Genomic DNA, 20,386 nt, shown 5'->3' on the forward strand with positions numbered 1-20,386 from the left:
AGAGTGGCGTTATTTTACGCTGAGAACACCTTGATTTCCCCGCGCGAGCCGAGGGCGGCGTGACATTTCATTTCGAGGATTTCGTGCTCGACCCCGCGCGCCGCGAATTGCGGCGGGCGGAGACGCTCGTCGCGCTCGAGCCCCAGGTGTTCGATCTCCTGCTTTACCTGGTCCGCAACCGCGAGCGCGTGGTGACGCGGGACAATCTGCTCGACGCGATCTGGAACGGCCGCGTCGTCTCGGAATCGACGCTGACCAGCCGGATCAACGCGGCGCGGCGCGCGGTCAATGACAATGGCGAAGATCAGCGGCTGATCCGCACAGTCGCGCGCAAGGGCGTGCGGTTCGTCGGCGCAGTGACCGAACGCTCCGCCGCAGCCTCATCGTCGGCGCCGGGCAAGCCGCCCGACCCAACACCGACGGAATTGCCGCTGCCCGATCGTCCCGCAATTGCCGTCCTGCCCTTCACCAACATGAGCGGCGAGGCCGAGCAGGATTATTTCTCCGACGGCATCAGCGAGGACATCATCACCGCGCTGTCGAAGCTGCGCTGGTTCTTCGTGATCGCGCGCAACTCCTCCTTCATCTACAAGGGCCGCACGGTTCACCTGCGGCAGGTCGCCGAGGAGCTCGGCGTGCGCTATGTCGTCGAGGGCAGCGTCCGCAAGGAAGGCGATCGCGTCCGCATCACCGCGCAGCTCAACGATGTCGCCACCGGCAGCCATCTCTGGGCCGAACGCTACGACCGCGAGCTCGCCGACGTCTTCGCCGTACAGGACGAGATCACCGAACGCATCGTCGCCGCGATCGAGCCGCAGCTCTATGCCGCGGAGAATTTTCGCGCCGAGCGCAAGCCGCCCGACAGCCTGGACGCCTGGGACCTTCTGATGCGCGCCCTCTCCCATTACTGGCGCGTAACGCGGCAGGACCACGTCGCGGCGCGAGCCCTGCTCGAAAAGGCCATCGCGCTCGACCCGAACTACGGCAAGGCGCTCGGGCTGCTCGGCACCAGCTACATGTTCACGGCGCATATGGGCTGGATGGAGATGGCCGCGGCGCTGCCGGTGGCCGAGCGCGCGGCACGGGCCGCGATCCGCGCCGACGACCAGGATGCCTGGGCGCATAATGCGCTCGGCCATGTCGATCTGTTCGCACGCCGGTTCGAGGATTCGCTTGCCGAATTCGAGACCGCGCTGCGGCTCAATCCGAACTTTGCGCTGGCGCAGGGCTACTATGGCCTGACGCTCAGCTATTGCGGCCGCTGGCGGGATGCCGACGAGGCCGCGCGGCGGGCGATCCGCCTCAGCCCGCGCGACCCCTATGCACCCGTCTATTTCGGCATCGCCGCCTTTGCCCGCTTCCTCGGCAGGGACTATGCGGAAGCGATCCGGCTCGCACAGGAGGCCCTGCGCCAGCGCAGTGACTTCGTCGGCGGGCACCGGGTGCTGACCGCGGCCGCGGCGATGGCCGGGCAAACCGAGACCGCCCGCGCGGCGCTGAAGGAACTCCAGCGTGCCCAGCCCAACGTCTCGCTCGCCTGGATCGCCGAGTTCATGCCGATCAAGCTCGCCGCCGACCGCGAGCACTACCTCGAAGGCTTTCGCCGGGCCGGCCTGACCTAGACTGTCTGGGCATGATCTCCGCGACAAACGCGTTCCGCGTTTGTCGCGAGGGAAAACCGTTGCACACTTTCCGGATCATGCTCCGGCGCCGCGAACAGGCCGCTATCCCCTCGAATCAACAATGATGTTAAGGTCGCCTTGCTTAGGGGAGCATGAGGCGTGACGGGTTCGCACACTGACCCGTGTTTTCCCGGATGAGGCAGTCAGCTCTTTGAGGCGTAACGCGCGGCATGATTCGCATTTCGACGATCTTCATCGCCATCTGCATGGTTCTGGTCGCGGCCTCGCTCGGGCTTGTCCTCTACTCGGTCGCCGGCATCAGCGGAACCGAATCCGCCATCGTGGCGCTGACCGCGCTGACCTTCCTGATCCTCTACAACGCGGTCTCGATGCGGCTGCGCGACCGCAGTGACGTCGGCGGCCAGATCGCCGACCTCTCGCGCGGCACCGCCGACCTCGCCCGCCAGGTCGCCGAGTTCGGCCGCCGGCTCGCGGCGATGGAGGGGCGCATCGCCTCGGCCAATTCGACCAACTCCGACCGCATCCAGTCAGTGGTCGGCGAGATCAACGAGCTCGGTGGGCTGGTCAGGCAGCTCGCCGCCACCGTGTCAGCCCATGAAGACCTCTTGGCCGGGGCCGCGCCGACCCCCGCCCCCGCTCCGGTCGCCCGGCCAGAGCCGGAGGCGCCGCTCGACCTGATTGCGGCCTTCGAGGAGCGGCCGGCCGCCCCTCCGCCGCTGCCCGCACCGCCGCCGCGGCCAACACCGGCGATCCAGACCCACACCGCCGTTCCGGTTCAGACGGCCAATGGCCGCAACCCGACCCAGTTACTGGCGACACTGCGCAACGCCATCGACGAGAACCGCATCGACATCTTCCTCCAGCCGATGGTGACGCTGCCGCAGCGCAAGGTGCGGTTTTACGAAGCCGTGACGCGCCTGCGCGACGAGCGCGACCAGCTGATCGCCGCCGAGGAATTCATCAGCATCGCCGAAGCCTCGGGTCTGATCGGACGCATCGACAACATGGTGATGCTGCGCTGCGTGCAGGTGCTGCGGCGCCTGATGGTGCGCAACAAGGATGTCGGCGTGTTCTGCAACGTCGCGGCCTCCACGCTCGGCAATTCCACCACCTTCGCGCAGTGCCTCGACTTCCTCGAAGCCAACCGGGCGCTGGCGCCATCGCTGGTGCTGGAGTTCAAGCAGTCGACCTTCCGCAATCTCGGTCCGGCCGAGACCGAGAATCTCGCGGCACTCGCCCAGCGCGGTTTCCGCTTCTCGATCGACCATGTCACAGACCTCAGGATCGAGCCGCGCGAGCTCGCCGATCGCGGCGTGCGCTTCATCAAGGTGCCGGCGTCCCTCCTGCTCGACCCCAGGCAGGCCTCGACCTCGGACATCCATCCTTCCGACCTCTCCGACCTGCTCGGCCGCTTCGGCATCGACCTGATCGCCGAACGGATCGAGGGCGAGCGCGCAGTGGTCGATTTGCTCGACTTTGACGTGCGGTTCGGTCAGGGGTTCCTGTTCGCGCCGCCCCGGCCATTGCGGCCTGAAGGGGCATCTGCTACCGGCGGGGCCTCGCCGAACCCGGCGCAGGAAATTCAGGGATCCAATGGCTCCGCTTCTCCCAGCCCAGGCGCCACGTCTTCAGCGCCTCCAGCCCAACGTATCACCGGCAACGCGGCGCTCGCGCGCCGGATCTGATCGGCCGCACGCATCATGACCACGCTGCATTTCGCCGAAAGCCTGCGCGAGCTCGTGGGCGGCGTTGACGTTGTGCTCAGCGACATCTGGGGCGTGGTTCACAATGGCCTGGAATCGTTCCCCGAAGCCTGCGAGGCGCTGCATACCTATCGCAGCCGCGGCGGTACGGTGATCCTGATCACCAATGCCCCGCGCCCGGCCGACTCCGTCCAACGGCAATTGCGCAAGCTCGGCGTCGCGGACGAGACCTATGACGCGATCGTCTCGTCGGGCGATCTGACGCGGCTCTATGTCGCCGAGCATCCCGGCCGCAAGATGTTCTGGCTCGGACCCGAGCGCGACAACTCGATCTATCGCGGCCTCGATGCGACGACCGCGCCGCTGGAAGAAGCCGACTACATCGTCTGCACTGGCCTCTATGACGACGAGACCGAGACGGCGGAAGACTATCGCGGCATGATGCTGAAGGCGCGCGAGCGCAAGCTGACGCTGGTCTGTGCCAACCCCGATATCGTGGTGGAGCGCGGCGACCGGCTGATCTATTGCGCCGGCGCGATCGCGGAACTCTATCGCGAACTCGGCGGCGAGGTGATCTTCTACGGCAAGCCGCATCGCCCGATCTACGAGCGCGCGATGATGCTCGCCGGCGAACGCCAGGGTCACATGATCGACCGGAAAAAGGTGCTTGCGATCGGCGATTCCGTCCGCACCGACCTCACCGGCGCGCGCGAATTCGGCATCGACTGCCTGTTCGTCACCCGCGGCATCCATGCCGAGGAGTTCGAGGGCCTCGACCAGCTCGACCCGAAATCGGTGATGGAGTTGTTCGGCCACCCGCCCAAGGCGCTGATGCGCGAATTGAAGTGGTGATGGCTGCGGCTTGAACCGACGCCGGCTTAGACGAATTGCTAAGCCCCAATCGTCGTCATGGCCCGGCTAAGCCGGCCGAAGGACGGCGTCGCTTCCGCGCGCCTATGCGCCGACCATCCACGCCTTTGGCATCCACAAACACGGATGCCCGGGACAAGCCCGGGCACGACGTTCCAAAATGGAAGATTATTGTCCGGCGAAGAGCGCGCTTACGCGCTCGCCATGTCCGGGAAGACCGCTTCGATCTTGGTCTTCAGCGTCGCCGCGTTGAACGGCTTGACGATGTAGTTGTTCACGCCGGCCTTCTTGGCCGCGATCACGTTCTCGGTCTTCGATTCCGCAGTGATCATGATGAAAGGCGTGGTGGCGAGGTTCGGATCCGCGCGCACTTCGCGCAGCAGGTCGTAACCCGTCATCGGCTCCATGTTCCAATCGGAAATCACGAGCCCGTACTTCTTGCCACGCATCTTGTTCAGCGCCGCCGAACCGTCGCTTGCATCATCGATATTCTCGAAGCCAAGCTGCTTCAGGAGATTCCTGATGATACGGATCATGGTGCTGTAGTCATCAACCACCAGAACCGACATCGACAAATCAACCGCCATCTCGACTCCCCCAACGCAAACCCAGGAAATATTACGATCGGACCCGCCGGGGCCGGAGCCCCGCTGTTCCACAATTCAAGGACTAGCACCAAGGCGTTAAACAGCGCGTTAACTGGGGACGCCTCCGAAGGACTGAAATCATGTTCATGCGGTCGCCTCCCCTGCCGCTTGACTTCGTCCGGCCGGTCAAGCCACGGTCCGCAGGTCCTGCCGCTTCGAGAATTCCCCTGATGGTCCCGCATTTTACCGTTATCCGCGACACAACGCCGGATTCCGCGATTTTGAGGGGCGCCGTGGTCGCCATGGGCAATTTCGACGGCGTTCATCTTGGTCATCGCGCGGTGATCGCAGCGGCCCTGGAAATGGGCCGGGTGCATGGCCGCCCTGCGCTGGCATTGACCTTCGAGCCGCATCCGCGCCGGTTTTTCAGCCCGAACACCCCGCAATTCCGCCTGACGGACGAGCCGGCCAAGCTGCGGCTTTTGGCCGGCACCGGGCTCGCCGGCGCCGTGGTCATGACCTTTGACAAGGCCAGGGCCGGGACCAGCGCGCAAGACTTCATTCACCATGACCTGATCGGGCGCCTCGGCGTCAGCGGCATCGCGGTCGGCTACGACTTTCATTTCGGCAAGGGTCGCGTCGGCTCGCCGAGCCTCCTGGTGAACGAGGCGCCCCGACTCGGCATCGAGGTTGACGTGCAGGCCCATGTCGACATCGACGAGCGGCCGGTCTCCTCCAGCGCCATCCGGATCGCGCTCGCCGAGGGCCTCATTGACGAGGCCACCACCATGCTGGGCGCGCCCTGGTTCATCACCGGCGAGGTGATCCACGGCGAGAAGCGCGGCCGCGACCTCGGCTATCCCACCGCCAACATCCGCCTCGATGCCAATTGCGGCCTCAAGCACGGCATCTATGCGGTGCGGGTCGGCAGCGGCGCCGAGCGGCTGGACGGGGTGGCAAGCTTCGGCCGCCGTCCGACCTTTGATAATGGCGCGCCGCTGCTGGAAATCTTCCTGTTCGACTTCAAGGGCGACCTCTACGGACAAGCGCTCGACTGCGCCTTCGTCGGCTTCATCCGCGAGGAGCTGAAATTCGACAGCCTGGAGGCCCTGATCCGCCAGATGGACGACGATTCCGCCCGCGCCCGCGCCGTGCTGGCCGCCGCCCCGGACGCGTTTCCGCGGCTTGGCGTGATCGATTGAGGCCCAAATCCGGCCCGCCGTACCTTTTGCGCTTCTACCTTTTGCGCTTCCCTTGGCCCCCTGCTATGGAGAGCCCATGTTTGCGCGGTGCATCATAGGGATTAGCGGCCCGGCTTCCGCCTGAGCCTGAAGGCTCGGCGCAAGACCGGGATTTCGTCGTTTCACCCCGCGATTCCAGTCGCTATCCGTTTCCGCGCCCTTCCGAGCCAGTCAGCCCCATGTCCGAAAAGCCGCAAAAGTCCGACGCCAAAGACTATTCCAAGACCCTTTATTTGCCGCAGACGGATTTCCCGATGCGCGCCGGCCTGCCGCAGCGCGAGCCGGAACTGCTGAAGTATTGGAACGACATCGGCCTCTACGACAAGCTGCGCCGGGAAGCCCAGGGCCGCGCCAAATTCGTGCTGCATGACGGCCCGCCTTACGCCAACGGCAACATCCATATCGGGCACGCGCTGAACAAGATCCTCAAAGACGTCGTGACCAAGAGCCAGCAGATGCTCGGCTTCGACTCCAATTACGTGCCGGGCTGGGACTGCCACGGCCTGCCGATCGAATGGAAGATCGAGGAGGAGAACTATCGCAAGAAGGGCAAGCAGAAGCCCGATTTCCGCGACTCCGCCGCGATGGTGGCGTTCCGCAAGGAATGCCGCGCCTATGCGACGCACTGGATCAACGTGCAGCGCGAGGAGTTCAAGCGGCTCGGCATCATCGGCGACTGGGATCATCCCTATCAGACGATGAGCTATCCGGCCGAAGCGCAGATCGCCCGAGAGCTGATGAAGTTCGCGGCCAACGGCACGCTCTATCGCGGCTCCAAGCCGGTGATGTGGAGCGTGGTCGAGAAGACCGCGCTTGCGGAAGCCGAGGTCGAGTACGAGGACTACACCTCCGACATGGTGTGGGTGAAGTTTCCCGTCACGTCACCGGCGCATGGCGCACTCGCCAGTGCCTCCGTCGTGATCTGGACCACCACGCCCTGGACGCTGCCGGGCAACCGCGCGATCTCGTTCTCGCCGAAAATCGCCTACGGCCTCTATAAGGTGACGGATGCGCCCGCCGACAACTGGGCCAAGACCGGCGATCTCCTGATCCTGGCCGATGCGCTCGCCGCAGAAGTGTTCAAGCAGGCGCGCGTCACCTCCTATGAGAAGGTGCGCGACATTCCCGGCGACACGCTGGATGCCGTGGAATGCGCCCATCCCCTGCGCGGGTTCGACGGCGGTTACGAGTTCATCGTGCCGCTGCTCGCCGGCGAGCATGTCACCGACGACACCGGCACTGGCTTCGTGCACACCGCGCCGAGCCACGGCCGCGAGGACTTCGACGTCTGGACGGCCAACACCCGCGAGCTCGATGCGCGCGGCATCCCGACCGCGATCCCCTACACCGTCGACGAGAACGGCGCTTACACCGCGCAGGCCCCCGGCTTCACCGGCAAGCGCGTGCTCAACGACAAGGGCGAGAAGGGCGATGCCAACGAGGCCGTGATCAAGGCGCTGATCGAGGGCGGCAAGCTGCTCGCCCGCGGCCGCCTCAAGCATCAATATCCGCACTCCTGGCGCTCGAAGAAGCCGGTGATCTTCCGCAACACGCCGCAATGGTTCATCGCGATGGACAAGGACATCAGCGATGACGGCCATGCGAAGAAGGGCGACACGCTGCGCGCCCGCGCGCTGCACGCGATCTCGGTCACGCAATGGGTGCCGCCGTCGGGCGAGAACCGCATCAACGGCATGATCGCCAATCGCCCGGACTGGGTGATCTCGCGCCAGCGCGCCTGGGGCGTGCCGATCGCCGTGTTCGTGCGCGAGAAGAGCGACGGCTCGGCAGAGATCTTGCAGGACGAGATCGTCAACCAGCGCATCGCCGAGGCCTTCATGGAGGAAGGCGCCGACGCCTGGTACATGGACGGCGCCCGCGAACGCTTCCTCGGGTCCCGCGCGAGCGAGGACTGGAAGAAGGTCGACGACATCTGCGACGTCTGGTTCGATTCAGGCTCCACGCACGCCTTCGTGCTCGAGGATCGCCAGAACTTCCCGCAGCTCGGCAACATCGTCCGCAAGATCGACGGCGGCAACGACACCGTGATGTATCTGGAAGGCAGCGACCAGCATCGCGGCTGGTTTCATTCCTCGCTGCTGGAAAGCGCAGGCACGCGGGGCCGCGCGCCCTACGACGTCGTGCTCACCCACGGCTTCACGCTCGACGAGAACGGCCGCAAGATGTCGAAGTCGCTCGGCAACACCGTCGAGCCGCAGAAGGTGATCAAGGATTCGGGCGCGGACATCCTGCGCCTGTGGGTCTGCGCCACCGACTATGCCGATGACCAGCGCATCGGCCCGGAGATCCTGAAGAACACCATCGAGACCTATCGCAAGCTGCGCAACTCGATCCGCTGGATGCTCGGTACGCTGCATCACTTCAAGGCGAGCGAGAAGGTCGCCTATGCCGAGATGCCCGAGCTCGAGCGGCTGATGCTGCACGAACTGGCCGGCCATGCCGAAACCGTTCGCAAGGCCTATGCCGCCTTCGACTACAAGACCGTCGTCGCGAGCCTCGCAGCCTTCATGAACTCCGAGCTGTCGGCGTTCTACTTCGATATCCGCAAGGACACGCTCTATTGCGACCCGCCGTCCTCGGCGGCGCGCAAGGCCGCGCTCACCACGATCGACCTGGTGTGCGATGCCCTCCTGAAATGGCTCGCGCCGATCCTGAGCTTCACGACCGAGGAAGCCTGGCGCATGTTCCGGCCGAACGCGGAGCCTTCCGTCCATCTGACCCTGTTTCCCGAAGGCATCGAGACGCTCCGCGACGACAAGCTCGCCGCGAAGTGGGAGACGATCCGCAACGTCCGCCGCGTCGTCACCGGCGCGCTGGAGCTCGAACGCGCCGCCAAGAACATCGGCTCGTCGCTCGAGGCCTCACCGGTGATCTATGTCGCCGATCGCGACATGCTGGCGACGCTGTTCGACACCGATCTCGCCGAGGTCTGCATCACCTCGAACTACGAGGTGCGTGAGGGCGAGGCGCCTGCGGGCGCGTTCCGTCTCGATGCGGTGCCCGGCGTCGCGGTCGTCGTCGAGAAGGCGGTCGGCACCAAATGCGCCCGCTCCTGGAAGATCTCGCCCATGGTCGGTGAAGACCCTGAATACCCCGACGTCACCCCGCGCGACGCCCAGGCGCTGCGCGAATGGAAGGCGCTCGGGGTGGGGATCTGATCCCCGGCCATGACCCCGCTTCGCGCCGGCATCCTCGCGGCCGTGGTCACGCTGGTGGCCGACCAGGCCTCAAAGCTGTGGCTCCTGAACGTGTTCGACCTCGCCCGCCGTGGCGTGGTGAAGGTGATGCCGTTCTTCGACCTGGTGCTGGCCTGGAACATCGGCATCAGCTTCGGCTGGCTCCAGAACGACGGCCAGTCGGCGCAGATCGCGCTGATGGCGGTCAAGGTCGTCGCCGTGGTCGCCCTGGCGATCTGGATGGCCCGCTCGCACACGCTGCTCGCCACGGTCGCACTCGGGCTGATCATCGGCGGCGCGATCGGCAACGGCATCGACCGCTTCGCCTACGGCGCGGTGGTCGATTTCGCCCTGTTCCACATCGAGATCGGCGGAAATACCTATAATTGGTATGTGTTTAACCTCGCGGACGTGGCCATCGTTGTCGGGGTGGCGGCGCTATTGTATGATTCCTTCCTGGGGGTACCCGCCGCAAAAGCGCCCTGATCCCGGCCGATACGGACCGGCAGGTGGAACCCTGCTTTTTGCGAGGATTGGCCGCGTGCGAGCGGCAAAGTGCAGCAATCTGCCACAATATGGAACAGGTACAGTGATGCGCAGCTCCGAGACCAGCGGTTCGATGGTTCGAGACCCCAAAGCGGGGTTCTGGCGGGCGTTGAAATTGTCCGCTGTCGCGCTCGGCATCGGCCTCGTCATGACGGCAGGCCCGGTCCGTGCCGGTGACGACGACGATGATGATGACGGGATGACCTTCGAAGAGAAGATCATCGACAATCTGATGTCCGGCATCGGTGCCAAGAGCATGGAAAAGCCCGGCATCGAATACCGCGAGCGCTCGCCGCTCGTCGTGCCGCCCAAGCTCGACCTGCCGCCTCCGGCAACCCAGGCCAAGAATGCTCCGAACTGGCCGAAGGACCCCGAAGAGAAGCGCCGCAAGGAAGCCATCGCAGCGCGCAAGAAGGCGACCAAGGCGACGGAGAACTGGCAGGCGGCCCAACCGCTGACGCCCGCCGAGATGAAGGCCGGCGAGGTCGCCGCAGCCCCCCGCACCAGCAACGATCCGATCCAGCCGGGCACCAACGGCAACCCGTCGCTCAGCCCCACCGAGCTCGGTTACGCCGGTGGTCTCTGGAACATGATGAAGGGCGGCAACAGCTCCGAAGAGAAGAAATTCACCAGCGAGCCGCCGCGCTCGTCGCTGGTCGAGCCGCCGCCGGGCTACCAGACGCCCTCGCCGAACTACGCCTATGGCGCCGGGCCGGACAAGTCGCGCCGGACCTATTTCGACATCATGTCGGGCAAGGAAAAGGAATAATAGCGCTCCTGCCCCACCGCGACATCCTGACAGGCGCATCCTGGCACCGGCGGCTTACGCACGCCGGACGCAGTCTGCATATTGCTTATCAGTAACTTGCCAGCGCGTTGAGTTCTCTGCTTCGTGACGCGAAGCCTCAGCCGCACGGTGTAGCATGCCGTGCCTCCGAGCCGGACATCCGGGTTCGGCCTTTTCATAAGGATTATGATGTCCTCTTACCGATCGGCCGCCTGCCTCCTTGCCGCGCTGCTTTCGACGAGTGTCCTCTCAGCCAGCGCCGCCCTCGCCCAGACCACGGTGACATCGGCCCCGCCCGCCAGCTTCACGCTCGCCAACGGCATGCAGGTCGTGGTGATCCCGGACCATCGCACACCCGTGGTCACGGAGATGATCTGGTACAAGGTCGGCTCGGCCGACGAGACGCCGGGCAAATCCGGGCTCGCGCACTTCCTCGAACATCTGATGTTCAAGGGCACCTCGAAGCATCCGGTCGGCGAATTCTCGCAGACCGTGCTCCGCGTCGGCGGCAACGAGAACGCCTCGACCTCGGTCGACTACACCAACTACTACCAGCGCGTGCCGAAAGAGCAGCTGCCGACCATGATGGAGTTCGAGGCCGATCGCATGACCGGCCTGATCCTCAAGGACGAGAACGTGCTGCCCGAGCGCGACGTCGTGCTCGAAGAGTACAACATGCGGGTCGCCAACAATCCGGACGCGCGGCTCAACGAGCAGATCATGGCCGCGCTCTATCTCAATCATCCCTACGGCCGGCCGGTGATCGGCTGGCACCAGGAGATCGAGAAGCTCGACCGCGAGGATGCGCTCGCCTTCTACCGCCGCTTCTACGCGCCGAACAACGCGATCCTCGTGATCGCCGGCGACGTGGAAGCCGCCGACATCCGCCCGCTGGTCGAGCGGAATTTCGGCTCCATTCCGGCCCAGCCCGCGATCCCGGAGCGCCGCATCCGTCCGCAGGAGCCGGAGCCGGCGGCGCCGCGCACGGTCACGCTGGCCGACCCGCGCGTCGAGCAGCCGAGCCTGCGCCGCTATTATCTCGTACCGTCGGCGACGACCGCCGCCGCAGGTGAAAGCGCCGCCCTCGACGTGCTGGCGCAGCTGATGGGCAGCGGCAGCAATTCCTATCTCTACCGCGCGCTCGTGGTCGACAAGCCGCTCGCGGTGTCCGCCAGCGCCAGCTATTCGAGCATCTCGCTCGACCCGACCCAGTTCGCGATCTCGGCCTCGCCGAAACCGGGCGTCAGCTTTGCCGATGTCGAGCAAGTGGTCGACGGCGTCATCGCCGACATCGCACAGAACCCGATCCGCGCCGAGGACCTCGAGCGGGTCAAGACCCAGCTCATTGCGGAAGCGATCTACGCCCAGGACAACCAGGCGGTGCTGGCGCGCTGGTATGGCGGCGCGCTGACCACGGGCCTCTCGATCGAGGACATCAGGAGCTGGCCCGACCGCATTCGCGCGGTCACCGCCGAGCAGGTTCGCACCGTCGCGCAGAAATGGCTCGAGAAGAAGCGATCGGTGACGGGCTATCTGATCAAGGACACCAGTGCCGCCAAGCGCGAGGAGAAGCGTTCGTGACCTATCCTTTCATTCGACGCGTTGCATTCTCGCTTGCCACCGGCGCGGCACTCGCGCTGGCTACGGTCTCGCCGTCACAGGCGGCTGCAAAGATCCAGCACCTGACTTCGCCGGGCGGCATCGAAGCCTGGTTCGTACAGGATGCGACCGTGCCGCTGATCGCCATGGAATATTCCTTTGCCGGCGGCTCGGCGCAGGATCCCAAGGACAAATCCGGCGTCGCCAATCTGGTCGGCGACCTCCTCGACGAGGGCTCCGGCGATCTCGACTCCAAGACCTTCCATGAGCGGCTCGACCGCCGCGCTATCGAGCTCTCCTTCAGCGCCACCCGCGATACGTTCCGCGGCAGCCTGCGGATGCTGCGCGACAACAAGGACGAAGCCTTCGACCTGCTCAGGAGCGCGCTGACCTCGCCGCATTTCGACACCGCCGACGTCGAGCGCATTCGCTCACAGGTGATCTCGGGCCTGCGCCGCGAGACCACCAATCCGTCGTCGCTGGCGAGCCGCAAGTTCCTGGAGGTCGCGTTCGGCGACCATCCCTATGGCCGGCAGACCAATGGCACGCTGGACAGCGTGCCGACCATCACGGTCGCCGACATGAAGGATTATGTCGGCCGCGTGATTGCGAAGGACGGGCTGAAGATCGCGGTGGTCGGCGACGTCGATCCGGCTACCCTCGGCAAGCTGCTCGACCACACTTTTGGTAGCCTGCCCGCAAAAGCCAATCTCACGCCGGTCGCCGACGTCGAGGCGGCAAAACCGCCGCAGCGCGCCTTCGTGCCGCTCGACGTGCCGCAGACCGTCATCACCTTCGGCGGCCCCGGCGTGAAGCGCAACGATCCGAACTTCATGGCCGCCTATGTCGTCAACCACATCCTGGGCGGCGGCGGATTGTCCTCCCGGCTCTATCGCGAGGTGCGCGAGAAGCGCGGGCTGGCTTATTCCGTGTTCGAATCGCTGCTCTGGATGGAGCATTCGGCGGTCTTCATCGGCAACACCGGCACCCGCGCCGACCGGGCCGGCGACACCATCGACGCCATCGACAAGGAAGTGCGCCGCATCGCCGAGGAGGGCCCGACGCAGAAGGAGCTCGACGAAGCCAAGTCCTACCTCAAGGGCTCGCAGATGCTGGCGCTGGACACCTCCTCGAAGCTCGCGCAGGCGCTGCTGCAATACCAGCAGGACAAGCTGCCGATCGACTATATCGAGAAGCGCAACGCCATCGTCGATGCGGTGACACTGGACGACGCCAAGGCCGCCGCCAAGCGCCTCTGGGGCCAGGGCCTCCTGACCGTCGTCGTCGGCCGCGCCCCACAGGCGGCCGCGCAACCGGCCGCGGCACCGGCGACGAAGTCGAACTGACGTCCCCTGACGTTTCCTGAAATGGCCGGGCTCGCCCGGCCATTTGCGTTTCCAGGATGCGCCATTGCCGAACGTGGACGTCCGCGATATGTCCGGACATCACGAATGGTGCCAGCATGCTGCGGATATCCCGCGATCTCGTCATCGACGAGGACGATATCGAGATCGGCTTCGTCCGCGCCTCCGGCCCGGGCGGGCAGAACGTCAACAAGGTCTCGACCTCGGCCCAGCTGCGCTTCGACACGCGCAAGCTGACCTTGCCGGAGGATGCGGTGATCCGGCTCGCCCGCATCGCCGGCCAGCGCATGACCAAGGACGGCGTGATCGTGATCCACGCCCAGCGCTTCCGCACCCAGGAGCGTAACCGTCAGGACGCCATCGACCGGCTCACCGAGATCCTGACCGAAGCGATGATACGGCCAAAGCCGCGCCGCGCGACACGGCCGACCTTTGGCTCCAAGCAGCGCCGGCTCGACGGCAAGAAGCGCCGCAGCGACATCAAGGCAGGGCGCGGCGGCGGCCGCTTCGACGACTAGCAAAGCAGACCCAGTCAAAAAAACTCCGGCCGCAGGGCGACCGGAGTCTGCTTGCTTCACCCGGCGGGACTAGTAACGCTTGGCCGGGGCTGCACCGCCCGTCGTGGAATCGTCGGCGGTTCCCTTATGCGCAGCGCTACCGGTGGTGCCGACCGTGCCCCTGGTGCCTTTGGTCGACTTCATGCCCGTCTTCTCGCCCGCCGCGCCCGGCTGAGCATTCATCTCCTCATCCCCGCTGCCCATTGTGCTGCCCTGCATCGATTTGCCTTGCACGGCGCCGCCCGTCTTGGCGGGTGGCGCGCCTTGCGCGAGAACCGGCGTCGCAATGAGAGCCGACAGAGCGCATGCGATCATCGAGGTCTTCACCAACTTCATCCATTTCTCCTGGATTTTTCCGCGACGAATGGCTCGGCTGCATCCTGCGCCGCTCACCTGCACCGGGTCATTGCATCGCGTAGAGAGTTCAAGCGGCGCGGTCGTCATGCAATGCGCATGGTGTGGTGATCGTTTAGGGATTTGACGGCGGTTTCGCGGAATTGTGCTCCGCATATAAGGCATTGCGGAACACACGCGGCCACCAGTGTCTCCGCGCGCATCGAAACAGCCCGCTACTACCACCGCATCTTTGACGCCGCCTAGAGTTTGCGCACGTTGATGTGGATGGGCGGATTCTTGGCGATGCGCGCAGTCGTGCTTGGATTGTGCACCGCGATGGTGCTGGTGACGCGGGTTGCCGATGCGCAAATGCCCCTGCCGGCCGCCAAGCCGCCGGATGGCGCGACGCTGTTCAAGCAGCAATGCGCGGTGTGCCACACGACGAGCCTGTCAGAACCGGCGCGGCAAGGCCCCCCGCTGGTGAAGGTCGTCGGCCGTCCCGCCGGCAAGACCGAAGGCTTTAAATACTCGGAGGCGCTGTCGAAAGCGGACTTCGCCTGGGACGAGACCAAGCTCGACGCCTGGCTGAGCAATCCGCAAGCCGTCATTCCCGGCGTGACCATGGTCTACCGGCAGGCGAAGCCGGAGACGCGCGCCGCCATCATCGCTTTTCTCAAGGAGCAGAACTGAATGGCAAAGCCCGTTCATTCCATGATCCGCGTGCTCGACGAGGCCCGCTCGCTCGACTTCTACAAGCGCGCCTTCGGCCTGGAGGTCGCCGACCACCTGAAATTTTCCGACTTTGCCCTGATCTACCTGCGTCATCCCTCCTCACCTTTCGAGGTCGAGCTGACGGTGAATTTCGATCGCAAGGAGCCGTACCAGCTCGGCGACGGCTACGGACATATCGCCGTGGTGGTCGAGGATCTCGATACCGAACATGCCCGCTTCGAGCGCGAGAAGCTCGCACCGGGACCGCTGCGCGACTTCAAGCACGACGGCAAGACGCTGGCGCGCTTCTTCTTCGTCAGCGATCCCGATGGCTACAAGATCGAGGTGATCCAGCGAGGGGGTCGTTTCGGCTGATCAAAATCACAAAAATCCAAATCACAAAATCTACGGAGGAATGCCATGAGAGAAGTCGATCGTCGAAGCAAGCACAGCCGCCGCGTCTTTCTCAAGGGAGCGGCGACCGCCGTTCCGGTCGTCGCTGTCGCGACCAGCGTCGCCGTCAGCATCGAGGATGCCTGGGCGGATGATGCCAGCACGCTCTCGCCCGCAACGATGAAGACGCTGCTGAAGGTCGCGCGCGACATCTATCCGCACGACGTCCTCGGCGACAGCTACTACATCACCGCGATCAAGCCGTGGGACGGCAAGGCGGCCAAGGACCCCGCCGTCAAGTCTCTGATCAGCGACGGCATCACGCGGCTCGATCAGAACGCGCGGGATCGCCACAAGGTGGCTTACGCCGAAGTGCCATGGGAAGCCGACCGCGTGGTGCTGCTGACGGAGATCGAGCAGAGCGACTTCTTCCAGAAGGTGCGCGGCGACCTCGTCGTGTCGCTCTACAACCAGAAAGAGGTCTGGCCGCGGTTCGGCTACGAAGGCTCCTCCGCCGAGCACGGCGGCTACATCAACCGCGGCTTTGCCGACATCGACTGGCTGCCGAAGGCTTAAGGCTCACCCAACGGTTCAGGAGAACGCATATGGCAAAATTCGATCTGAACGACTCCAGCGTTGTGGTGATCGTCGGCTCCGGTGCCGGCGGCGGCACGCTGGGCAACGAGCTCGCGCAGAAGGGCGTCAAGGTGGTCATCCTTGAAGCCGGCCCACGCATCGAGAACCAGGATTTCGTCAACGACGAGTGGGAGAGCTTTTCCCAGCTCGCCTGGACCGATGCCCGCACCACGTCGGGGACATGGCGCGTCGCCAAGGATTTTTCGGGCCTTCCCGCCTGGATCGTCAAGGCGGTCGGCGGCTCGACCACGCATTGGGCCGGCGCGTCGCTGCGCTTCGACGAGCATGAGTTCAAGGTGAAGAGCACCTACGGCGGCCTGCCCGGCGCGAACCTGCTGGACTGGCCGGTGACGCTCGCCGAGATCGAGCCATGGTACGCCAAGGCCGAGAACAAGATGGGCGTGACCCGCACCAACGGCATTCCCGGACTTCCCGGCAACAATAATTTCAAGGTGCTGGAGGCCGGTGCGAAGAAGCTCGGCTACAAGACCGTGCATACCGGCAATATGGCCATCAACAGCCAGCCGCGTGACGGCCGCGGCGCCTGCCAGCAGATCGGCTTCTGCTTCCAGGGCTGCAAATCCGGCGCGAAATGGTCGACGCTCTACACCGAGATCCCCAAGGGCGAGGCGACCGGCAATCTCGAAGTCCGGCCCAGCAGCATGGCGGTCAAGATCGAGCATGACGCCGGCGGCAAGGTGACCGGCGTGGTCTATGCCGACGAGAGTGGCGCGATGCAGCGCCAGAAGGCGCGCGTCGTCGCGGTGGCCGGCAACTCGATTGAAAGCCCGCGGTTGCTGTTGAACAGTGCCTCGACCATGTTCCCCGATGGCCTCGGCAATTCATCGGGCCAGGTCGGGCGCAACTACATGCGGCACATGACCGGCAGCGTCTACGCCGTGTTCGAGAAGTCGGTGCACATGTATCGCGGCACCACTATGGCCGGCATTATCCGTGATGAATCCGCCAACAATCCGAAGCGCGGCTTCGTCGGCGGCTACGAGATGGAGACGCTGTCGATCGGCCTGCCGTTCATGGCGGCGTTCCTCAACCCCGGCGCCTGGGGCCGTCCGTTCACCGCGGCGCTCGACGGTTATCCCAGGATGGCCGGCATGTGGCTGGTCGGCGAGGACATGCCGCAGGAGACCAACCGCATCACGCTCGACCCAAGCGTGAAGGACAAGTTCGGCCAGCCGGTAGCAAGCGTGCATTTCGACGACCATCCCAACGATCTCGCGATGCGGGCACATGCCTACAAGCAGGGTGCTGCGGTCTATGACGCCGTCGGCGCCACGGTGACCTATCCGACGCCACCCTATCCGAGCACGCACAATCTCGGCACCAACAGGATGAGCGAGAAGCCGCGCGACGGCGTGGTCAACAAGTTCGGGCAGAGCCACGACGTCAAGAACCTGTTCGTCTCGGATGGCAGTCAGTTCACCAGCGGGGCGGCGTGCAATCCGACGCTGACCATCGTCGCGCTCGCGATCCGGCAGGCTGATTACATCGCCGGCGCGATGCAGAAAAAGGAGATCTGACGTCGGGCGTTATCCCGTCTGATTGGAAGAACGTGGCAGGCATTTCGCTTGCGGCCATCCTTCGAGACGCCCGCCTACGGCGGGCCCTCAGGATGGGGCCGTGTTGCGCGGCGAGATATCAGACCCTCATGGCGAGGAGCCCGCCGAGGCGGGCGTCTCGAACCATGCAGGCCGAGAACGTTTCGCATGACGGCATTGAGAATGCGGATGCGGGCTGCCACGGCAACGGCTACTCGGCCGCATCAAGGATCGGCGCGACGGTCGCCTTGAAATCCTGCACCGGCACCATGCTCCGGGAGCGGTAGATCAGGCAGGAGCAGCGCAGCAGCGAGGCGAAATTATTGACCTCGCCGTGATGGTCGAGCACCTCGTTGTAGAGCGTGGTCAGGAACTTGCCGACGCTCATGTTCTCCTTGGCCGCGATCTCCTCCAGCGTGTCCCAGAACGCCATTTCCAGCCGGATCGAGGTGCAGTGCCCGCCGATCCGCAACGAGCGGGTCTGGGATTCGTAGTTGCGTTGGGGCTGGTGCGCGAAGAAATTGCACATGGCGTCCTCCCGTCCTGTTGCCATTTTTTCACGATGCTACACCGCTGCCCGTGCCCCCACAATCAGGACGGCAGGCAGGGCGACCGCTCCGTCCCGGTTGCGCAATTTTCTCGAACGTCCAATCCCTTCAATGTGATAGGCATCCCTCTTCCCCAGGCCGCCACACGGCTGTTGCCCAACACATGCTTTTGACGCAACACGGCCTAGAATAGCGCCGTCAGCGAATCCATATCGAAAGCCCCATGCCCGTCCGCCAACTGCCAGAGCAAGTCGTCAACCGCATCGCCGCCGGCGAGGTGGTCGAACGTCCGGCAAGCGTGGTCAAGGAACTGGTCGAGAACGCCATCGATGCCGGTGCGAGCCGGATCGACGTCTTCACCGATGGCGGCGGGCGGCGGCGGATCGGGATCACCGACGACGGCGGCGGCATGACCGCGAAGGACCTCGCGCTCGCGGTCGAACGCCATGCCACCTCCAAGCTCGACGACGAGGATTTGCTCCAGATCCGCACGCTCGGGTTCCGCGGCGAGGCGCTGCCTTCGATCGGCTCCGTCGCGCGTCTTTCCATCACCACGCGGCACGCCAGCGAGCCACATGCCTGGGCGCTGTCAGTCGAGGGTGGCGAGAAATCCGAGATCATGCCGGCGGCGCTGGCGCATGGCACGCGCGTCGAGGTCAACGACCTCTTCTATGCAACGCCCGCGCGGCTGAAATTCCTGAAGACTGACCGCACCGAGGCGGAGGCGATCCGCGAGGTGGTCAGGCGCCTCGCCATGGCGCGGCCCGACGTCGCCTTCACGCTCGCGGGCGAAGAGCGCGCGCCGGTGACCTGGACCGCCGCGCTGCCCGGCGCCGCCGGACGGCTGACGCGGCTCGGCGATATCCTCGGTGCAGAATTCCGCAGCCACGCCATCGAGGTCCATGCCGAACGCGAGGGCGTCGTGGTCGCCGGCTATGCCGCGGCGCCAGCGCTGACCAAGGCTAACGCGCTCGGGCAATATCTCTTCGTCAACGGCCGTCCCGTGCGCGACAAGCTGATCCTCGGCGCCGTGCGCGGGGCCTATGCCGACTATCTGCCGCGCGACCGCCATCCGGTGCTGGCGTTGTTCGTCACGCTCGATCCGCGCGAGGTCGATGCCAACGTGCATCCGGCCAAGACCGAGGTGCGCTTCCGCAATGCCGGCCTCGTGCGCGCGCTGATCGTGCACGGATTGAAGGATGCGCTCGCGCGGGAGGGCCGGCGCACGGCCGCCAACAGCGGCGAGAGCGCGTTGTCCTCGTTCCGGCCGGCGTTCACGCCGCGGCCTGCGAGCTGGGACTGGCGCGCCTCGCCATCCGCCCCGGTCGCGCCGATGCCGTCGTTCGACGGATCGGCTGCGCCCGTCTTCGCCGAGCGCGCACAGGCGGCATTCGATGTCGGCGCGCCCAGTGCGGACGTACGGATCGAGACCCAACCCGTCAGCGACCTCGTCGACCGCCCGCTCGGCGCGGCGCGCACCCAGATCCACGAGACCTACATCGTCTCGCAGACCCGCGACGGCCTGATCATCGTCGACCAGCATGCCGCGCACGAGCGCATCGTCTACGAGCGGCTGAAGGCCTCGCTCGCCGCCAACGGCGTGCAGCGGCAGATCCTCCTGATCCCCGAGATCGTCGAGATGGACGAGGCGACGGTGGAGCGCCTGCTCGAGCGCAGCGAGGAGCTTGCGTCGTTTGGGCTGGCGATCGAATCCTTCGGCCCCGGCGCGGTCGCGGTGCGCGAGACGCCGTCGCTGCTCGGCAAGACCAATGCGGGCGGGCTCTTGCGCGATCTCTCCGAGCACATGGCCGAGTGGGACGAGGCGCTGCCGCTGGAGCGCCGGCTGATGCACGTCGCCGCGACCATGGCCTGCCACGGCTCGGTCCGCGCCGGCCGCCGGCTGCGGCCCGAGGAGATGAACGCCCTGCTCCGCGAGATGGAGGACACCCCGAACTCCGGCCAGTGCAATCACGGCCGACCGACTTATGTCGAGCTGAAGCTGAGCGATGTGGACAAGCTGTTCGGGCGGAGATGATCTTCGTAGGGTGGGCAAAGCGAAGCGTGCCCACCACCTACCGCGATCGCAGAAAGTTGGTGGGCACGGCGTGCTAC

Annotated in this window: 18 protein-coding genes; 15 read left to right on the forward strand and 3 right to left on the reverse strand. The window is 65.3% G+C overall.

Translation table 11 applies throughout. The features are described from left to right. Positions 1 to 59 precede the first annotated feature (59 nt). From ABIA90_RS32890 to ABIA90_RS32900, 3 genes are all read left to right on the forward strand, one after another. On the forward strand, positions 60 to 1,622 hold the full coding sequence (locus ABIA90_RS32890) for a winged helix-turn-helix domain-containing tetratricopeptide repeat protein (protein WP_354120874.1): 1,563 nt from the start codon (positions 60 to 62) through the stop codon (positions 1,620 to 1,622). Positions 1,623 to 1,852: 230 nt separating this feature from the next. Continuing rightward, positions 1,853 to 3,328 (forward strand): EAL domain-containing protein, encoded by a 1,476-nt coding sequence (locus ABIA90_RS32895; RefSeq protein WP_354120873.1) that lies wholly within the window; start codon positions 1,853 to 1,855, stop codon positions 3,326 to 3,328. 15 nt (positions 3,329 to 3,343) lie between these two features. After that, positions 3,344 to 4,198, forward strand: a complete 855-nt coding sequence (locus ABIA90_RS32900; protein ID WP_014491965.1) for a TIGR01459 family HAD-type hydrolase — start codon at positions 3,344 to 3,346, stop codon at positions 4,196 to 4,198. A 209-nt stretch (positions 4,199 to 4,407) separates the two neighbouring features. Here ABIA90_RS32900 and ABIA90_RS32905 read toward each other — a convergent pair whose 3' ends face one another. Continuing rightward, on the reverse strand, positions 4,408 to 4,803 hold the full coding sequence (locus ABIA90_RS32905; RefSeq protein WP_007596883.1) for a response regulator: 396 nt from the start codon (positions 4,801 to 4,803) through the stop codon (positions 4,408 to 4,410). 230 nt (positions 4,804 to 5,033) lie between these two features. On the opposite strand from ABIA90_RS32905, the gene ABIA90_RS32910 reads away from it, so the two are divergent. The 7 genes from ABIA90_RS32910 to arfB all read left to right on the forward strand — a co-directional run bounded on the left by ABIA90_RS32910 (position 5,034) and on the right by arfB (position 14,055). Then, entirely contained in the window at positions 5,034 to 6,005 is a 972-nt protein-coding gene (locus ABIA90_RS32910; protein WP_354120872.1) for a bifunctional riboflavin kinase/FAD synthetase, read from the forward strand. 218 nt (positions 6,006 to 6,223) lie between these two features. Next, a complete protein-coding gene (gene ileS / locus ABIA90_RS32915; RefSeq protein ID WP_354120871.1) occupies positions 6,224 to 9,223 on the forward strand; it encodes an isoleucine--tRNA ligase in 3,000 nt (999 codons plus the stop codon). Between the two features lie 9 nt (positions 9,224 to 9,232). Continuing rightward, positions 9,233 to 9,727, forward strand: coding sequence for a signal peptidase II (gene lspA / locus ABIA90_RS32920; protein ID WP_166103609.1), 495 nt, complete (start codon positions 9,233 to 9,235; stop codon positions 9,725 to 9,727). Between the two features lie 106 nt (positions 9,728 to 9,833). Continuing rightward, complete coding sequence (locus tag ABIA90_RS32925; RefSeq protein ID WP_063985590.1) at positions 9,834 to 10,556, forward strand: hypothetical protein; 723 nt, start codon at positions 9,834 to 9,836, stop codon at positions 10,554 to 10,556. A 204-nt stretch (positions 10,557 to 10,760) separates the two neighbouring features. After that, complete coding sequence (locus tag ABIA90_RS32930) at positions 10,761 to 12,155, forward strand: M16 family metallopeptidase (RefSeq protein ID WP_371496566.1); 1,395 nt, start codon at positions 10,761 to 10,763, stop codon at positions 12,153 to 12,155. Then, positions 12,152 to 13,519, forward strand: a complete 1,368-nt coding sequence (locus ABIA90_RS32935; RefSeq protein WP_354120870.1) for a M16 family metallopeptidase — start codon at positions 12,152 to 12,154, stop codon at positions 13,517 to 13,519. The genes ABIA90_RS32930 and ABIA90_RS32935 overlap by 4 nt, the downstream gene beginning before the upstream one ends. Positions 13,520 to 13,635: 116 nt before the next feature. Further along, on the forward strand, positions 13,636 to 14,055 hold the full coding sequence (gene arfB, locus ABIA90_RS32940; protein WP_063985592.1) for an alternative ribosome rescue aminoacyl-tRNA hydrolase ArfB: 420 nt from the start codon (positions 13,636 to 13,638) through the stop codon (positions 14,053 to 14,055). Between the two features lie 69 nt (positions 14,056 to 14,124). On the opposite strand, the gene ABIA90_RS32945 is transcribed toward arfB, so the two are convergent. Then, positions 14,125 to 14,538, reverse strand: a complete 414-nt coding sequence (locus ABIA90_RS32945; protein WP_354122491.1) for a hypothetical protein — start codon at positions 14,536 to 14,538, stop codon at positions 14,125 to 14,127. Between the two features lie 195 nt (positions 14,539 to 14,733). Here ABIA90_RS32945 and ABIA90_RS32950 point away from each other — a divergent pair, with 195 nt between their 5' ends. From ABIA90_RS32950 to ABIA90_RS32965, 4 genes are read left to right on the forward strand one after another with little or no spacing between them, the layout of a single operon-like run. Continuing rightward, positions 14,734 to 15,120: a c-type cytochrome gene (locus ABIA90_RS32950; RefSeq protein WP_354120868.1), complete on the forward strand. Its 387-nt coding sequence runs from the start codon at positions 14,734 to 14,736 to the stop codon at positions 15,118 to 15,120. Then, positions 15,121 to 15,516 carry a VOC family protein gene (locus tag ABIA90_RS32955; RefSeq protein WP_354120867.1) on the forward strand — a complete coding sequence of 132 codons (396 nt, stop codon included), beginning with the start codon at positions 15,121 to 15,123 and terminating at the stop codon, positions 15,514 to 15,516. It begins immediately after the preceding gene. A gap of 45 nt (positions 15,517 to 15,561) precedes the next feature. Next, complete coding sequence (locus tag ABIA90_RS32960; RefSeq protein WP_063985596.1) at positions 15,562 to 16,110, forward strand: hypothetical protein; 549 nt, start codon at positions 15,562 to 15,564, stop codon at positions 16,108 to 16,110. A 29-nt stretch (positions 16,111 to 16,139) separates the two neighbouring features. After that, positions 16,140 to 17,708 (forward strand): GMC family oxidoreductase, encoded by a 1,569-nt coding sequence (locus ABIA90_RS32965; RefSeq protein ID WP_354120866.1) that lies wholly within the window; start codon positions 16,140 to 16,142, stop codon positions 17,706 to 17,708. Between the two features lie 229 nt (positions 17,709 to 17,937). Here the strand turns inward: ABIA90_RS32965 and ABIA90_RS32970 are convergent, their stop codons facing one another. After that, complete coding sequence (locus tag ABIA90_RS32970) at positions 17,938 to 18,255, reverse strand: ribbon-helix-helix domain-containing protein (protein ID WP_354120865.1); 318 nt, start codon at positions 18,253 to 18,255, stop codon at positions 17,938 to 17,940. 242 nt (positions 18,256 to 18,497) lie between these two features. Between ABIA90_RS32970 and mutL the strand changes: the two genes are divergently transcribed. Then, complete coding sequence (gene mutL / locus ABIA90_RS32975) at positions 18,498 to 20,309, forward strand: DNA mismatch repair endonuclease MutL (protein WP_354120864.1); 1,812 nt, start codon at positions 18,498 to 18,500, stop codon at positions 20,307 to 20,309. The last annotated feature ends 77 nt before the right edge of the window (positions 20,310 to 20,386 follow it).

Source organism: Bradyrhizobium sp. LA6.8 (assembly GCF_040547935.1).
Classification (GTDB): Bacteria; Pseudomonadota; Alphaproteobacteria; order Rhizobiales; family Xanthobacteraceae; genus Bradyrhizobium; species Bradyrhizobium barranii.

Coding starts and splice junctions, on each gene's coding strand:
- ABIA90_RS32965 (WP_354120866.1), top strand. CDS start 16,140: ATGGCAAAATTCGATCTGAACGACTCCAGCGTTGTGGTGATCGTCGGC.
- ABIA90_RS32925 (WP_063985590.1), top strand. CDS start 9,834: ATGCGCAGCTCCGAGACCAGCGGTTCGATGGTTCGAGACCCCAAAGCG.
- ABIA90_RS32910 (WP_354120872.1), top strand. CDS start 5,034: ATGGTCCCGCATTTTACCGTTATCCGCGACACAACGCCGGATTCCGCG.
- ABIA90_RS32970 (WP_354120865.1), bottom strand. CDS start 18,255: ATGTGCAATTTCTTCGCGCACCAGCCCCAACGCAACTACGAATCCCAG.
- mutL (WP_354120864.1), top strand. CDS start 18,498: ATGCCCGTCCGCCAACTGCCAGAGCAAGTCGTCAACCGCATCGCCGCC.
- ileS (WP_354120871.1), top strand. CDS start 6,224: ATGTCCGAAAAGCCGCAAAAGTCCGACGCCAAAGACTATTCCAAGACC.
- ABIA90_RS32930 (WP_371496566.1), top strand. CDS start 10,761: ATGATGTCCTCTTACCGATCGGCCGCCTGCCTCCTTGCCGCGCTGCTT.
- ABIA90_RS32945 (WP_354122491.1), bottom strand. CDS start 14,538: ATGACGACCGCGCCGCTTGAACTCTCTACGCGATGCAATGACCCGGTG.
- ABIA90_RS32950 (WP_354120868.1), top strand. CDS start 14,734: ATGCGCGCAGTCGTGCTTGGATTGTGCACCGCGATGGTGCTGGTGACG.
- lspA (WP_166103609.1), top strand. CDS start 9,233: ATGACCCCGCTTCGCGCCGGCATCCTCGCGGCCGTGGTCACGCTGGTG.
- ABIA90_RS32905 (WP_007596883.1), bottom strand. CDS start 4,803: ATGGCGGTTGATTTGTCGATGTCGGTTCTGGTGGTTGATGACTACAGC.
- ABIA90_RS32960 (WP_063985596.1), top strand. CDS start 15,562: ATGAGAGAAGTCGATCGTCGAAGCAAGCACAGCCGCCGCGTCTTTCTC.
- ABIA90_RS32955 (WP_354120867.1), top strand. CDS start 15,121: ATGGCAAAGCCCGTTCATTCCATGATCCGCGTGCTCGACGAGGCCCGC.
- arfB (WP_063985592.1), top strand. CDS start 13,636: ATGCTGCGGATATCCCGCGATCTCGTCATCGACGAGGACGATATCGAG.
- ABIA90_RS32900 (WP_014491965.1), top strand. CDS start 3,344: ATGACCACGCTGCATTTCGCCGAAAGCCTGCGCGAGCTCGTGGGCGGC.
- ABIA90_RS32895 (WP_354120873.1), top strand. CDS start 1,853: ATGATTCGCATTTCGACGATCTTCATCGCCATCTGCATGGTTCTGGTC.